Origin of the sequence: Flavobacterium sp. (assembly GCF_965277525.1) — a bacterium.
Lineage (GTDB): Bacteria > Bacteroidota > Bacteroidia > Flavobacteriales > Flavobacteriaceae > Flavobacterium.
This window is the reverse complement of sequence record NZ_CBDIDC010000009.1, coordinates 41,336-57,701: the sequence shown is the minus strand read 5'-3', so window position 1 is coordinate 57,701 and position 16,366 is coordinate 41,336. Positions and strand designations below refer to the sequence as shown.

The following is a 16,366-nucleotide window of genomic DNA, read 5'->3' as shown; positions in this document are numbered from 1 at the left end:
TTACCAAATTGATTAACGTGCCGTAGTTACGCAACATAGCGATGTCTATTGCGTACCTACGGCACGCCTAATTAACTTCAACATGTATTTTCTACCAACATTTAGTGCCTAATGGCACATTGCATATATTTTTCCTTTTGATTTTTACAAAACCTTACAAGAAATTTTAATTTAGAAGAAAAGGTTTCATATTTTCCTCCGGAATAAACTCTACGCGATAAGGTGGAATTTCAGATTCTAATGCCCAGATTAAAACACCTTTTTTATTGGTTAAAACTGTGATATGTCGTTTTGAGCAACAGACTAAAATATTTTCTTTGTCAATCCTATAAGCGCTTCCCATTCTGTCATTGTAAATATCTTTTGGTAATTTTATATGGAAATCCAGTGTTACTGATTTTTCTTTTTCATTTACTTTTAATGCAAAGACAGAAGATTGTTTTTTGTCAACACCATTATCAAAAAATAAAAGACTTCCTTCTGTGTTAATATGTGCGGCATGGGCTTGCGAGAAATTACTATCATCAGACATTTTCATGTTTCCTCCTTTTCCTAATTTCCAAAGCGCTTTTCCGGTTTTGGCATCAATTTTCCAGATTTGACCGTTGTTGTAAAAAGAGAGTAAAAAATTGCCGTCTTTATCATAATTAAGGCTGTTGGCATGCGTCCAGTCCTTTTTGTTTTTCAGTAAATTCTTATCTTTCATTGGATCTAGATCATCAAAAACGCTCCATTTCCAGAGTTGTTTTCCTTTTTTATCTAAAATAAGAATCCCGTCTCCGTTGATCGTATCGTTCTTTTTTCCTCCAATAGAAGTTAAATCCATTATCTTTTGATCAACAGTGATGGTGACAATTTCGTTAGCCGATTTTTTGATGATTTCGTGATGAATCACTTGTTTAAAATCGCCTTGTCCTTTTTTAATGTGAGTTAAAGTATCTCCTTGCAAATTGATTTCAAGAATCTCGGTGCCGTAACTTGTAGGTTCATCATTTTTCCCCAGAATAGCAATAATACTTTGTTCTTTGGTAAAATGAGTCACTTTAAATCCTGTTCCTTCTACAGTATGATACCATCTTAAATTGCCTTTATAATCAACAATATAAGCCACTCCCGGAGTTTCTCTTTTCGCCAAAAGCATAAAACCTTTTTTGAAATTTTGAGGTAATAGTTCCGGTTTTGGGCAATTTGCTTTGAATTGCTTTTGCAGCCATTCTGGTAATTGTCTGGACTTAAATGTGTATACTTTACTGGTAACTTTTTCTTTGTTTTGAACAGTAACCAATTGATAGCTATAACTGGTTTCAGGAATAATATTGCAAAGTACCAAAGAGTGGGAGTGACCTGTTTTTGATACCGGAGAAGTTATTTTGTTTTTGATTCCATCTTTATCAGACCAATATTCAGCATATACCTGTACCTCTTCATTCGTAGTAACATCGATCTGAATCTTCAATTCGTTGTTGCTATGAGTTCCAATAATGATATTTGTGATAGTATTATCTTGATTTTTGGAACAGCTTACGAATGCAAGCAATGCCAAAATAAAACTTCCGTTTATTATTAATTTTTTGATCATCTGAAAGGCTTCTTTTATGAAACAGAAAGTACTTCTTTTGTATAAAAATCAGGAATAGACATTGTAAAAAGCCTGTCTATTCCTGATTGAACTTCTTTATTGCCTGTCGGCATTGCTTAATTTAGGGTTAAGATCAACCTGACTTTGCGGATAAGTGTAATATTTGTTTTGTGGCATCTTGACTTGTGCAGCTTCACCCACTCTCAAGTGATAGGCATTGACAAGAACATCGTATTTGTTCATCCTGATTAAATCCTGACGACGTTTTCCTTCAAAGAAAAATTCCCATCCTCTTTCCTGCAAAATAGCATCTCTTAAAGAAGATTGCGTGTAATCTGATAACACTAATAGTTTAGCATGTGATCTTGCTTTTACTTTATTGATAAGATCTATCGCTTCAGTTGTTGGACCGCTAATTTCGTTCAGAGCTTCGGCTCTGCTTAATAAGACATCTGCATAACGCAATATGTTTACACTATGACCATCATAATAAGTAGTCGTTTCATCATCTGCGTATTTTCTGGTCGATACATCCGGCATATAAAGTTCTCCTTTTGGTGGTTGAGCACCTAAAGACGGAGCTTGTTTGTGCAATAAACCATCGCTGCCCATAAACTCAGGAAAAAAGCATTCTTTTCTTTCGTCTTCATCACCAAATGTATTGTAGAAATCCCAGTTTACCGTATAATACTGCCATCTGTTCTGTACAACAGGATGATCCGTTGGACCAAAGTGATTCAGTAATTCTGTTCCGTTTGTATTGGCGTCACTCAAAGAAGAAAAGATATTTTCACTGCACCATTTGTTGCTTTCTTTGAACAATCCTAAGTAGGTGGGGAAAAGACTGTACTCATTTAGACTCATTACTTGCTGAGTCAAAGTAGCTACTTTTTGCCAATCGTGACTGCGCAGGTATAATTTTGCCAATAAAGTAAGTGCAGCACCTTTTGTAGCACGTCCCACATCATTAGTTTCATAAATAGGATTTGCTTTGTAATTAACAGGAAGTACATTAGCTGCTTCATTTAATTCTTTAATGATAAAAGTGTCAATTTCTTCAACTGACGACGGAGGTGTCTGTTCTAAATAATTAGGATTTCCCAAATTAGCTTCGGTAATTAAGATTACAGGTCCCCAGGCATCCGTTAAATCCATATAGGCAGAAGCTCTTAAAAATTTGGCTTCGGCTATAAATTGTGCTTTTTCTGCCGCTGTAATTCCACCCATTTGGGCAATATTGAAGATCGCAAAGTTAGCATTTGCAATTAGTTTGTACATGGCATTCCAATCTTCTTTAAGCAATCCGTTTGTCGAGCTCCAGGTTCCCAGAGACAATTGTCCCGGATCTCCCCCAAATTGACAATGCCCGAGATCTGTTGCAATATCTGTCAAAGCAAAGTGTCTTGTTGCCCAGTACGAAAAGTTATCTCCCACAGATGGCCCTTTTAATCTGCCATAAATAGAATTAACGGACGCTATGGCATCTGATTTTGTCTGAAATCCATTGGTATTGGTCAGATTACTGTAAACCGTAGGCTCAAGATCCTGATTGCACGAAAATTGTGTACCGGCGGTAAGTAAAAGGAATAGTATTGTATATTTTTTCATTTTAATAAATTTAATGTTACTAAAAAAGCTCTTTAGACTAGTGGATTGCTACTTTAATACCCAGAATGAATGTTCGTGAAGCCGGGAATGAGTTAAAATCGATTCCTCCACCCAGGTTTTGTGATGTAACACTAGAGGTATGGGCATTTACTTCGGGATCATTTCCGGAATAATTAGTGATCGTCAGCAAATTTTGTCCTATAGCATACAGCCTTATACTGTCAATAAATTTAGCTTGCTTTAATACGCTTTCCGGAATAGAATATCCAATAGAAACATTTTTTAAACGGATATAAGAAGCGTCTTCAACAAATTTTGAGTTTACATAACTTCCGTATTTACTTTTGTAATAGCCGTCTCTGGGAATGTCTGTGTTTTCATTGACACCGGCCACCCAACGATTCAAAGCATCTGTACTTGTAGACGATTCGCCAACCATTTTAGTCATATTATAAACTGAATAATCGAAAGCTCCCTGAAAGAAAATATTCAAATCAAAATTTCCGTATTTAAAATCATTGTTTAATCCTGCAATATAATGTGGAGTAGAATTTCCTAAATACGTTCTGTCGTCAGCATTAATAACTCCATCACCATTAACATCCACATATTTTGGATCTCCGGCCACAGAAAGAGGCTGTGCGGCATAAGTTTCTCCGGTTTTGATTACTCCGGCATATTTATAACCGTATAATTCTCCCATCTCTTTTCCTGGAACCAGTCTTGTGAATTCCTGACCCGAGACAGTTCCGCTTGGGTTAGAAGTGTTGGTACTAATAATTTTGACATTGTCAGCAAGTGATATTATTTCTTGTTTATTATAAGCAACATTTAAGGATGTGGTCCAGGAAAATTTATCGTTTCTGAAATTGGTACTGCTGATACCTAATTCGATTCCTCGGTTTTGAATTACTCCCGAGTTCACTCTTTGCACATCAAATCCCCACCATCCTCCAACAGGAACATTCAAAAGGGCATCTGTCGTTCTTTTTTCGTAAACATCTATTGTAGCAGTCAGTTTATCGTTGAAGAATCCCATATCCAGACCCAAGTTGGTTTGAGCGGTTTGTTCCCATTTTAAATCCGGGTTGGCTAAGTTGTTTGGTTCTGTACCACCCACAAAACTTCCCGGAGCAATTGTTACTCCCCATGAAGTTAGTCTGTTCATGTAGGCATAGTCTCCAATACCGTCATTTCCGGTAATACCATAACTGGCTCTTAGTTTTAGTTCAGAAAAAGTAGTTTGGTTTTGCATAAAAGATTCGTTAGATATTTTCCAGGCAATGGCTCCGGAAGGGAAAATCCCGAATTTATTGTTTGGACCAAAACGAGATGAACCATCTTTTCTGATGGTAAACGAAACCAGATATTTATCATCAAAAGCATAATTTAATCTACTAAAATAAGACGTTAGTTTAGTCTCCGTTTTTTCAGTTTCCGGTTTCAAATAAACCGCAGCACCCTGAAGGTTGTAGTACGTCAATAAATCGTTAGAAAAACCGGAACCTGAAGCTTTCATTCTTTCGTAACTATCTTTTTGATTGGAGGTTCCTATCATTACAGAAAACGAATTTTTCTCTTTGATATTGAATTTATAAGTTAAATATTGTTCTGTACTCCACCTAAAATAGGTTTTGTTTTCCTCAGATCCTGTTCCGTTCAGGGCAGCTCCTGCAACCAGTGTTCTTGGAGTGTATTTTCCCTGAATGTTTTCCTGCCATTCAGCACCTGCTCCAAAATGATAGGTAAGACCTTTGATGATTTCATAATCTAAAAACATATTTCCGTTGACCAATCTATTGATCGTGTGGTCTGTTGGTTCCAATAAAAGTGCTAAAGCATTGTCTTTTCCCTGATATTTATAATACGATCCGTCAGCATTATAAATAGGAAGATTAGGGGCAGCGGTTTGAATAGAATACATTGGAGATAAAATATTGTCTCCAAAATCACTATTATGTCCGTCGCTTGAAGCACCATACACATTGGTTCCCATATTTAATTTTTCATTAAATCTTTTCTCACCACCCATTCTCACCGTATATCGGGTAAAATCAGTATTCTCTAATGCTCCGGTTTGTTTTAGATAATTTCCGGAAAGAAAAAATTTAGATGTTTTATCGCTTCCGCTAAAAGTAATTGTTCTGTTGATTACTTCTCCGGGACGCGTTGCCGCCTTAAACCAGTTGGTATTTGCAACAGGAAAACTGGATGGAAAAACCGGAGGTCTGCCGTTTTCAATGGCAATTGCATTCTGGATATTGGCATATTGTTGTCCGTTTAATAAAGAAGGCTCTTTGATTATATTCTGAAAACCATCTGAAATTTCAGCTTCAACCTGCATTTTACCGGATTTTCCTTTTTTGGTTGTAATCAAAATTACCCCGTTTCCTCCTCTGGCACCATAAATAGCAGTAGAAGAAGCATCTTTTAGAATCTGAATATTCTCAATATCATTTGGGCTAATCTGGGCACCGGTACTGGTAATAAATCCGTCAACCACATACAATGGCGCGTTAGAAGTGTTCAGTGAGTTTCCTCCTCTAATCACAATCGACGGGCTGCTTCCCGGGGCATAACTGTTTTGTTGTACCTGAACTCCGGAGGCACGTCCTTGCAAAGCCTGACCAACGTTAGATATAGTTCCGCCTAAGTTAAGGTTGTCCTTACCAATAGAACTTACGGAACCGGTAAGATCTTTTTTCTTGGCTTTACCATAACCTACAACCACTTCTTCTAATTTTTGTCCAACCTCTTTCATGACAATTTTTAGAGAAGCACTTCCAATGGTTACTTCCTGATCTTCCATACCAATGTAAGTCACGATAAGTTTGGTAGCATTATCAGCGACTGTAATGGCAAAACTTCCATCAACATCAGTTTGTACACCATTAGGGCTGCCTTTTACAATAACATTTGCACCAGCTATAGGAAGTCCTTTTTGATCGGTTACTTTTCCTTTTACGATTTTCTCAAAAAATATCGAAGTACTGTTTTTGTATGATGTATTTATGGATGAAGCCGCTGAAGCCTGAAATGTAAAAACTAACAAGGAAAGAATGGTGAGTTTAATTTCTTTACTGGATAAATTGTTAATCCGAAAATCTCTAGGTTTTTTTTGGGTTAATAATTTCATACTTTAAATGGTTTTGGTTAATGATTAATTTGTTTTTTTTCGTTTGTAGGTTTTAGATTTCTTTTTTGATTGGGAAATTCATGTTGTGTATTATTTGGTTTTTAATTGGGTTGTTTTTCTTTAGAAAAAAGTGACTTCATTTTTGATTCAATTGGGTACTATTTATTCTTTTTTTGTTTGTTTTTGAAGCACTACATAAGCTTAAAAATTTCCTTAATTAACTTAGTTTTAAGATTAATACCTGACGAAACTATTGATTATATTTTTATTAAACAAGAAAAAACACGAAAAATGTGCTCGAACACACAATATTAATGTTCTCGAGCACATAAAATTACTCAAAACGTTTTTTTTGACTTAAAATCGTGAGATTCGTTTAAAATATTTTAGAAATAAATGACTTACTTTATTTGAGTTTTTTTTATGCTAAATTGTCATTTGGTTTGATTATAATTGAATTTTATGTAAAATGTTGTGAATTTATCAGTGGTAAGATTGAATTATTTATAATTAAGCAGGTTTTTCTTATGGGTTTATTTAACAGCAAAAGGACTTTTAATAGATTTTATTTAAGAGATTGAAAAGCTTAATTTTCATTAACACGAAACCTCCTAAAAACAGATGGGAAACAGGACTGTTTTTTAAGCCATTTTGAAATTTAGAGAATTAAGAAATAAGACTCAAAATAAGGCAGAACCATAAAGTTATTTTAGTAGAAAAATAATTTCGAAATTCTAAATTGATTTTTGGAATATGAAGTAAATTATTAATGGATTTTTTTGTTTTTATTTCATTTAAAAAAAAGTGATATTTAAAAGCTTCTTTATTCTTTAAATCAAAAAGACGCATTCAAAAAAAGGGAAAGGATACTAATTTAAGTATCCTTTCCCTGCATTAACTAACCAATAAAATATTTACTCTGAAAACTCTAATTTTTTTAATTTGTTCCATCCACCACGAGTGAAATCAGGAATTTCTACAGGAGAAGAATTATTGTCAAGAGAGATTTCTGTCAATGGACCTAAACAAGACCATTCGGCTAAATCGTAAACATCCATATCCAGCGGAAGCCCTTTTTGCAGACAGTGAATCAAACGATAATCCATTACGAAATCCATTCCGCCGTGACCACCCACTTTTTTAGCCTGCTCTTCAATATCTTTTACAATGGGGTGTTTGTATTTTGCCATCAAGGCTTTTTTAACATCCTCAGGAACAAAAGAATGCGCACTTAATTTTTCGTGATTTGGTTTTACATCATCGCCTAATTCTTTACCGTCTAAGGCATAACCTTCTAACGGATATTTGTTAGCAAAACCTTTTGTACCGCTCAACTGATACATTCTGCTGTAGGGACGGGGAGAAGTAACATCGTGCTGAATCTGGATTGTTTTTCCGTTTTCGGTACGAATCATAGTCATGGTATGATCTCCGTTTCTAAAATCTTTAATTTCCTGACCTGATTTTTCTTTAATATAAGCCGGATTTCCAACCGCCTTTGTATCCATAGAAACTAAGAAATTCATTTTGTCACCACGGTGAATATTCAAAGCCTGACAAGCCGGTCCCATACCGTGAGTTGCATAGACATCACCACGATGTTTGATGTTGTAATCCATTCTCCAGTTGTTCCAGTACTCACCCCAAAATGGTTGAAGTCCGTGAATATAAGATCCTTCGGCATGGAGAATTTCACCAAACAAACCTTGTTGGGCCATATTTAAGGTTGTCAATTCGAAGAAATCATATACACAATTTTCGAGTTGCATACAGTGTTTGCGTGTTTTTTCAGAAGTATCAATAAGATCCCAGATTTCTTTCATGGTCAAAGCTCCCGGAACTTCGATTGCCACATGCTTTCCGTCTTTCATCGCCTGAACGCCAATGATAGCATGGTGTTTCCAGTCCGTTGCGATATAAACTAAATCGACATTTGGCAACGCAGTAACTTTTTTCCATGCATTTTCATCACCAAAAAATTCCTGCGCTTTAGGAAGCCCTTGTTTCGTTAAAATCTCATTAGCCGATTGTGTGTTTTTTTCCAGCATATCGCAAAGTGCTACGATTTCTACACCAGGAATATGTGTCATACGTTCTACTGCTCCCGGGCCACGCATTCCTAAACCAATAAAAGCAACACGAACGGTTGGAATTGGATCAGTTGCCAAACGCAAAACATCCTGCTGTCCTTTTGCACGGGTTGGTGTTTTGGTTTTGATCATTTGTGCCGATGCAATGGTTCCTCCAAACAGAAGACAGGCGACTAAGATGAATTTTAAAATACTAGTTTTCATAATTTAATTAATTTAATTTGAAATGAGGTTAATCAAAATGCTGATTATCCGGAATTATTGTTTGCTGTAATTGTTTTCTTAAGTGCCTTTTTTAAGGTAATGTATCGAAATTTATTTCTGGTTTTTTATTTTTTAAAGGCCTTGTAAAAGTGGTTTTGGGTATTGTGTAGTTGTTGAAAAAACCTCCGTTTTTTAGATAAAAAGAAGTATTGTCAAGTCCGCCTGCAAAATCCATTCGGTATTCTTTTACTCCTGTGTTATCAGTAGTAAAACGTGCTGAATCTATTTCTGTCCAAATCCCTTTATCATCGCAAATCCATTGATTATCGAATAAAACCTTGCGGGATAAGTCGCCTTGTTCCGGAATAAAATTCTCTAGAAAGGAATGAAATCTTTTTAGATAGGTATTGGTTTCAGGACGATTAAAACTAGCGATCAGGAGCCATTTGTTCAGTTCTGGTGCATAAAAATAGGCCGTATAAGTGGTGGTATTATTGTTTAAAGGGAAACCCTGTAGTAAAAACTTATAAGTAGTTCCGGTTTTCCAATTGTATTTAAGGTAGCTTTGGCCACCGGATCCTTCATTTCCAAATTCGCCTGTATGTACATTTTCGCCCTTTTTGAGCATTTTGATTTTATGGGATTCCGGAATACTGGCAGGATCATCTGTGTTAAACGGACTCCATACTGAAAACAAAACTCTTCTTTCAGTTGATGAGTTGACCTGAATACCAAAGTAGCCCTCTCCAAAACCATTTGCCATAAAATAAGAACCAATTTTGTCTTCATTTTCAGGAACAGTAAGTTCGTTATAATACCATCTGGCATTTACGCTTTCAGGAACGATATAGTTTAAATGTACTGATGGTCCGCGGCGTCCCCAATGATAAAAGCTGCCTTCGTTATTGGGAACATATCCTATTTTTGCATCATAATCTTCACTGGAAATCGTTAGACGATCAATAGACGGGAAACGATCTCCTGTTTTACTGATTGCTTTTATTTTTAGCGCAACATAACCTTCCTTATTTATTTTCCAGGTTCCAATGGTGATTGGCTTTTTTGAAGTATCAAATTTTATTTTTTTGGCTTCATTATTAATCGAAAATTCCAATTCTGATTTTCCAAAAACCTGCACAGATTCTTCTATAGTAATTTGAAATGTTCCTGCTTTATAAACTCTAAAATAAACGGTGAAAAATTCTTCAGGACTTGTCCAGTTTTCGATACCGTTATCAGTAATTGTATGGCTTTCTTCGGTATGCTTAGAACTAAAAGCATTTCCGGCCAATGGCAGCGAAATTTTGGTTTTAGGATTTTGTACTGGATCTTTTTCAGTATTTGATTCGCTATTTTTCGCACAGGAAAAAGAGACTAATAACGAAGCAAAAAACAGGTAAAATAATTTTTTCATTTTATGAGGAATTAGGTTGCTTACTTGAAATTTTCTCTCTAATTGATTTAACCAGAGAGGTTTTAAAAACAAAATACTTCCAGGTAACTATGGGTTTTGTGTCAGGGTTCCCGGATAAGCGTTAATTTCAGACTGCGGAATGTATTGTACAACTCTTAAGTTTGAAGCGGGCCAATCGATCATTGGCAGGTGCGGACCAGGGTAATGACGTGTCATAGTCTGGCCATTTCGATATACATCATAACCGCGATGTGCTTCAAAAGCTAATTCTAACTGACGTTCTTCATCAATACGTTGTACAGCATTTGTACTGTTTAATGATGTGTAACCTCCTCCAATAATAGCTCTTTCGCGAATAATGTTCAGGTTGGTCAGGGCATTGTTGTAATCTCCTTTTTTAGCATAAGCTTCGGCCATATTCAGGTACATTTCGGCCAATCTGGAAATAGTAGGCGAGTGCAGGTGAGAATCATTGTTCTGTAAAGAACACTTGGTGATATAATACATTGGATATACACGATTTAATAGCATCATATAATCTTTTTCACCCGTGTAGGTTTTGCCTTCGTATACAATCGAATATTGATTTTCGGCTGCATTTACTGCCGTTAAATTGTAATCTGTAGTTCCTATTGTGATATAAAATGAGCCATTAGAATTGGTTTTGATTGGCTGTTGCATATAGTTGTATCCTGTTTGTGTACCACCTGTATTGTAAACATCATAAACAAAACGGAAAGCCTGAGTTTTGTTACCGGCGGCATCTGTCGTGTATTGCGGATCAATAAAAGCCCAACGGGCATCTTTCTTCAAACCGGATTTTCTTAGTAGATCCAGGTATTTGGCACTGGCATACATTTCGCCCCAGCCCTGACCCTGAATATTGGCATACATACCACCAATTCCGTAATAATGGTCATAACCTGAAAACTCTGATGCGACTTGTTTTACGGCAAAAATAGTTTCTGTTTGCTCATTAGAATCAGGGGCATAAGTATTGAATTTCATAAAACTATCTCTGCTCAACAAACTGTATCTTCCGCTTGCAACTACTTTATTTGCATATTCTATCGAGAGTGTTGCATTTTCCTGATTGGGAGTTTCATAAGTTCCGCTCATGTACAAATATACTCTTGAAAGCATGGCCTGAGCAGCTTCTTTTGTAGCATAAGCTGCTGGTCTGTCAGCTGTCATTAGAGATTCTGCTTTTTTCAAATCGCTGATGGCTTGTGCATAAGTGTCTTTTACAGTTGCTCTGTCCGGAAGAGCAAGATTATTTAAATCTGCCGGTAAACCATTTACAATGGGTACACCTAAATTAGTTTCAGGTGATTGTGCGTAAGGTCTTCCGTAGGTGCGGCAGAGGTAAAAATATATCATACCTCTTAAATAATAGGCTTCACCAAGCTGCTGGTTAACAGCAGGACTTTCCCCTTCTGAAATCATTTTGATCAAATCACTGGATTGCGAAATAATTTTGTAGCTGTTGTTCCAAAAAACAGACAATCTATCGTTGTTCGGAATATGTTGATAGGAAATAAAAGAGTAAAAGGAGTCTGTAGAAGTTCCTCTAATCATGATGTTATCACCCGGATATTCTCCAACTCTGTGCATCACATCAGACCAGGCTTTTAATTGGGCATAACATCCGTTTAATAGAACCTCTACTGCAGCTTCTTTATCTTCTTGAATTTTGTCTTGTGTGTAGGCATTAAAAGGCTCTCTGTCTAAATCACATGAGGACAGGAAACTAATTGCCAGGCATACTATAAATATCTTTTTCATGATTTTACTTTAAAGAGTTAAGTTAAGTCCCAATACAATTTTTCGGGTTGAAGGATACACTTGTGTGGCAACACCTGAAATAATGTATTGCTGAGTTGTACTGTTATAAATAGGAGGCAACTCGGGATCAACCCCCGAATAATGACTGATGGTAAACAGATTTTCTCCGGCGATGTACAATCTTAAATTTGAAATATGCAGGCGTTCAATTGGTACATTATACCCTAAAGTAATGCTTCGCATTTTTAAGTATGTTCCGGTTTCTAAAAAGCGTGATGATGCTTTGTTAGACTGACTATTGTTATCATAAAGTGCCTGCGGATGTGTTGCAATATCCCCCGGTTTCTCCCAACGGCTCCATCCGTTATGAAGTTTCATTTGGTTTCTGTCGTTATAAGCACCATCTGAATCGAATTCTGCTCTGGCATAATTGTAGATTTCACCTCCAACAGAGTAGCTGAAAATTGCAGCAAAATCAAAATTCTTATAATTTAAGCTTGTAGAGAATCCTCCAAAAAAATCAGGAGTATAAGATCCTATAACTTTTTGATTTTTAGAAGCATCGCCATAATCACTTGTTTTTACGCGCTCACCGGCTGCATTTGTAGTAAACCATTGTGGTTTTCCGTTTTCAGGATTAACACCGGCCCATTCTGTCAAATACCAGCTATCAACATCTTTTCCCGGAGTTAGTAGTTTTGATGCAGATCCCGCAACACCGCTGCCATCTCCCACAATAATTCTTTGTTTATCTCCGTAAAGACTGGTTACTTTATTTTTATTGGTACCAATATTTGCGTCTACAGACCATTGCAGTTTTTCATTTTTAATGATATCTACATTAACAGAAGCTTCAAAACCTCTATTGTTTACCGCTCCAACATTTCTCCAGATACTGGTGACTCCAATAACACCCGGAAGAGGTACCTGATATAATAAATCAGAAGTATTTTTATTGTAATAATCTAAAGTAATATTAACTCGTTTAAAAAAACTAACATCCAGACCAACGCCACCTGTAAAAGTTTTTTCCCAGCTTAAATCAGGGTTAGCCAATTGCGAAATCAATGCCCCCGGATTCTCATTGTAACTTTGCGAGAAAGAGTATAGCGGAAGGTGAGGGTACAAGCTGTTTGGTCGGTTACCTACTGAACCATAACTAGCCCTAAGTTTTAAGTTGTTGATATAATCTGCATGAAAAAACGCTTCATTATGAACATTCCAGCCTGCACTTAGAGAGAAGAAATTTCCGTATTGCGAGTTTTTACCAAAATTTGATGCTCCGTCACGACGAAAAGAAACTTGTGCCAAATAACGGTTATCATAGGAATAATTTATATTGGATAATAAGGATTGTACCGCCCATTGTTGTCTGCCACCGCCAACTTTTTCAGGAACTGCTGCAGCATCAGGAGCGACAATTCCAGGAGGAATTCCGGTTGCAATTCCCTGACCAAATTTTCGGTTGTATTCATTCCACTCATAACCGGCAACAGCATTAAAAGCATGATTACCAAATGATTTATTAAATTTTAATAACTGGTTGGTATAGATTCTATTATAGGAATCAGTGTTATCTTCGATTCTGCCTTTTACAGCTAATCCGCTAGAAGATCTTGGATCTGTGTAATAGGTTGAATTTGAATTGCCAAAAATGTAATTGTTTACAGAGGAGAAAGTCAGCCAATTTGTAAGTCTAACATCAAAATCAAGATTAGCTCTCACCGTATAGGATTCAGACTCGCCATAATTCCATTGCAAATCATATAAATAATTAGAACCTGTTGTATTTACCCAAGTTGGGTTTGGAGCATTTCCTACCAGGGATCCGTCTTCCAGATAAGGGCTGTCCCAAGGCATATTTCCGTAAAGAGCACCAACAGAATGTTGTCTGTCGTAGGTAGATTCCCTGGTCAAATTTACTTGTGGTCGTAACGTAAACCAACTGCTTGGTTTGTATTCAAACTTCATGAGACCATTGTATTTTTTGTAATCGTACCCTTTAATAGCTCCGGTTTCTGTATAAACGCCAACAGAAACATAACTTTTAAAGTTTTCCCCACCACCGCTGATCGATAAATTATAATCCTCAGCAATACCTGTTTGAGTTGCGTTATCCCACCAGTCAAAGTTTTTGTTTCTTAATTCAGGATTCCACCACCAAACGTTTTCAAAATTTTGTTTGTTTGCAAAGGAATCATATAGATCATATAATTCGGCACCATTCATAATTTTAAAGTTCCCGTTGTTGACAGTAGTCATGGCAGTTTTTGCAGAAAAGCTAATAACCGACTTTCCGGCTTTTCCACTTTTTGTTGTAACTACAATTACACCATTTGCACCTTGAGAACCATAAACTGCTGTAGAAGCAGCATCTTTAAGAACCGTCAGCGTTTCGATATCAGATGGATTCATGTTGGCAGAACTATTCCCCACAATAACTCCGTCAATTACCCACAAAGGATCTGTACTTCCGTTGACGGTTGTTCTTCCTCTAATGATTATTTTTGCCACTGCTCCCGGTTGGCCGCCACCTGTATTGACATATACTCCGGATGCCTTACCAGCTAACATATTTTCGACAGAAGGAGTAGTTACATCAACAATTTTTTTACTGTCTAAGGTTTGCAATGATCCGGTTAAACTTTCTTTTTTAATTTTACTATAACCCACTACTACAACCTCATTCATTTGTTCGCCGGCTTCCTTCATTACAATATTAAGATGGCCTTTTCCAGCTGGTACTTCCTGATTTTCCATCCCTATAAAGGAAAAGATCAGCAGTGCGCTTTCACTTAGAGCTTCAATAGCAAAACTTCCGTCCATATCAGTTTGTACTCCTTTTGTTGTGCCTTTTATGATAACATTTACTCCGGGAATCGGAATGCCTTTTTGATCTACAACCTTACCCTTTACTATTTTTTGAAATACAGATAAATTGGTTTCGTTTACCGGAATTTCATTAGATGGGGCAGCCGTTGTAATTTGAAAACTTAAAGACAACATTGAAAGTAATGTTACCTTAAAACTCTTTTCAAATACAACATGTAACCTAAAGTTTCCGTTTTTTTTTGAGAATGCTTTTTTCATACTCTTTGTTTGGTTTTGGTTAATGAATGTGTTTTAGTTTGGTTTCTTTTAAAAATATTTTTTTGCATTTTTTACCTGTAATTTTCTTCTGTTGTAAAGTCTAAAAATGAGATTAATAGGGTTAAAATAAGGAAAATGAAAGCGAAGAATATTTTTATAATGAGACGAAACTATTGATTATATTTTTATTAACCAAGAAAAAAACATAAAAATGTGCTCGAACACATAAAATTAATGTTCTCGAGCACATAAAATTATACATCTTATATTTTTAAACATAAATGTATGATATTCTTTCTAAAACAGGGCACAAAAAGCACACCGCTGTATTTATGCTTAATGACAGGTATGTTGATTTATTTTTAAATAATGAAAATTACTTGTTTAAAATTATAGGAATATCGCAATTGCATTTTGATTTATTTGATAATAAATCAAAGTTTCTAATTTTTAAATAATAGGTTTTTTCTTATTTTAAATGTTTTTGAAAAAATAAAAAGACAATAAAAAAAGGGATTATTCTTTTACTAAAGTTTATCTTATATTAGCACTTAAAAAAAGAATAAAAAGAGACATGATTTTTCCGGTTTTTTAAATTTTAAAAATGATCTATTGTCTATTTTTACACAATTAAATTTTTATAAAAATTATGGGCTTAATTTCTAAAAATTATCTGGTACGTTTCATCACTATAAACGAAAAAAATAATACCGATTTTTCTAATTTGTCTTTTTGGAAAGATGCAAATTGTTTGACCGATTTTTCATCACCCTGGAAAAATAATCCGGTTTTAAAAATTGAATTTAGGGCACTTTATGATCATGAAAATTTCTATTTTAAATTCAGGGTTTTCGATACGGATATTTATAGGGATCAAAAAGACAATAGTTTTGAGAGTATCGGAAACTCAGATCGGGTAGAATTATTTTTTAGAACTAATGAATCACTAGATCCCTATTATTGCCTAGAAATCGATACGGCCGGGAGAATAATGGATTTTAAAGCACGTCCAGGCAAGAATTTTGATTTTAACTGGAAATGGCCCAAAAAAGATATAGCAGTACAAACTTCTAAAGATGAAACTTCCTTTGTTGTTTCAGGACGTATTAGTATCCAATCTTTAAAAGATTTAAATTTAATTCACAACAATACTATTGAAGCCGGGGTTTTTAGGGCTAAATTTTCTCTGGTTGAAAATCTGCAATATGAACCCACCTGGATTTCCTGGGTAGATCCGAATACTGAAACACCTAATTTTCACATCGCTTCTTCGTTTGGGAAGTTTGTTTTGTTGTAAGAATGAATGAAATTAATCTCGCAAAGATGCATAGGTTTATGCACAATGTTGTCATTTCGAGGAACGGGAAATCACACGCATAGATCGACAAAGATTAGTGAATTGCTTGCGAAGTTTCGAGTGTGATTTCTCCTTACGTCGAAATGACAAACTAGTCTTAAAA

8 protein-coding genes are annotated in these 16,366 nt (G+C 35.7%); 1 reads left to right on the top strand and 7 read right to left on the bottom strand.

Features of this window, described 5'->3' with window-relative positions; genetic code table 11:
* Window positions 1–166: 166 nt before the first annotated feature.
* The 7 genes from ACQY44_RS17380 to ACQY44_RS17350 all read right to left on the bottom strand — a co-directional run bounded on the left by ACQY44_RS17380 (window position 167) and on the right by ACQY44_RS17350 (window position 14,906).
* Window positions 167–1,579: an aryl-sulfate sulfotransferase gene (locus ACQY44_RS17380; RefSeq protein ID WP_428231563.1), complete on the bottom strand. Its 1,413-nt coding sequence runs from the start codon at window positions 1,577–1,579 to the stop codon at window positions 167–169.
* A gap of 96 nt (window positions 1,580–1,675) precedes the next feature.
* Window positions 1,676–3,187, bottom strand: a complete 1,512-nt coding sequence (locus tag ACQY44_RS17375; RefSeq protein ID WP_428231562.1) for a RagB/SusD family nutrient uptake outer membrane protein — start codon at window positions 3,185–3,187, stop codon at window positions 1,676–1,678.
* A gap of 37 nt (window positions 3,188–3,224) precedes the next feature.
* Entirely contained in the window at window positions 3,225–6,323 is a 3,099-nt protein-coding gene (locus tag ACQY44_RS17370; RefSeq protein ID WP_428231561.1) for a SusC/RagA family TonB-linked outer membrane protein, read from the bottom strand.
* A 914-nt stretch (window positions 6,324–7,237) separates the two neighbouring features.
* Complete coding sequence (locus ACQY44_RS17365; RefSeq protein WP_428231560.1) at window positions 7,238–8,617, bottom strand: Gfo/Idh/MocA family protein; 1,380 nt, start codon at window positions 8,615–8,617, stop codon at window positions 7,238–7,240.
* A gap of 91 nt (window positions 8,618–8,708) precedes the next feature.
* The gene (locus ACQY44_RS17360; RefSeq protein WP_428231559.1) at window positions 8,709–10,031 is read right to left on the bottom strand and encodes a DUF3472 domain-containing protein; all 1,323 of its coding nucleotides are present in this window, start codon (window positions 10,029–10,031) and stop codon (window positions 8,709–8,711) included.
* A gap of 87 nt (window positions 10,032–10,118) precedes the next feature.
* Window positions 10,119–11,816 (bottom strand): RagB/SusD family nutrient uptake outer membrane protein, encoded by a 1,698-nt coding sequence (locus ACQY44_RS17355; RefSeq protein WP_428231558.1) that lies wholly within the window; start codon window positions 11,814–11,816, stop codon window positions 10,119–10,121.
* 9 nt (window positions 11,817–11,825) lie between these two features.
* Window positions 11,826–14,906, bottom strand: coding sequence for a SusC/RagA family TonB-linked outer membrane protein (locus tag ACQY44_RS17350; protein ID WP_428231557.1), 3,081 nt, complete (start codon window positions 14,904–14,906; stop codon window positions 11,826–11,828).
* A 649-nt stretch (window positions 14,907–15,555) separates the two neighbouring features.
* Between ACQY44_RS17350 and ACQY44_RS17345 the strand changes: the two genes are divergently transcribed.
* Complete coding sequence (locus tag ACQY44_RS17345) at window positions 15,556–16,203, top strand: carbohydrate-binding family 9-like protein (RefSeq protein WP_428231556.1); 648 nt, start codon at window positions 15,556–15,558, stop codon at window positions 16,201–16,203.
* The last annotated feature ends 163 nt before the right edge of the window (window positions 16,204–16,366 follow it).

Excerpts from the sequence above, each read along its gene's own strand:
- ACQY44_RS17345 (WP_428231556.1), top strand. The coding sequence starts at position 15,556 with ATGGGCTTAATTTCTAAAAATTATCTGGTACGTTTCATCACTATAAAC.
- ACQY44_RS17375 (WP_428231562.1), bottom strand. The coding sequence starts at position 3,187 with ATGAAAAAATATACAATACTATTCCTTTTACTTACCGCCGGTACACAA.
- ACQY44_RS17350 (WP_428231557.1), bottom strand. The coding sequence starts at position 14,906 with ATGAAAAAAGCATTCTCAAAAAAAAACGGAAACTTTAGGTTACATGTT.
- ACQY44_RS17370 (WP_428231561.1), bottom strand. The coding sequence starts at position 6,323 with ATGAAATTATTAACCCAAAAAAAACCTAGAGATTTTCGGATTAACAAT.
- ACQY44_RS17365 (WP_428231560.1), bottom strand. The coding sequence starts at position 8,617 with ATGAAAACTAGTATTTTAAAATTCATCTTAGTCGCCTGTCTTCTGTTT.
- ACQY44_RS17360 (WP_428231559.1), bottom strand. The coding sequence starts at position 10,031 with ATGAAAAAATTATTTTACCTGTTTTTTGCTTCGTTATTAGTCTCTTTT.
- ACQY44_RS17380 (WP_428231563.1), bottom strand. The coding sequence starts at position 1,579 with ATGATCAAAAAATTAATAATAAACGGAAGTTTTATTTTGGCATTGCTT.
- ACQY44_RS17355 (WP_428231558.1), bottom strand. The coding sequence starts at position 11,816 with ATGAAAAAGATATTTATAGTATGCCTGGCAATTAGTTTCCTGTCCTCA.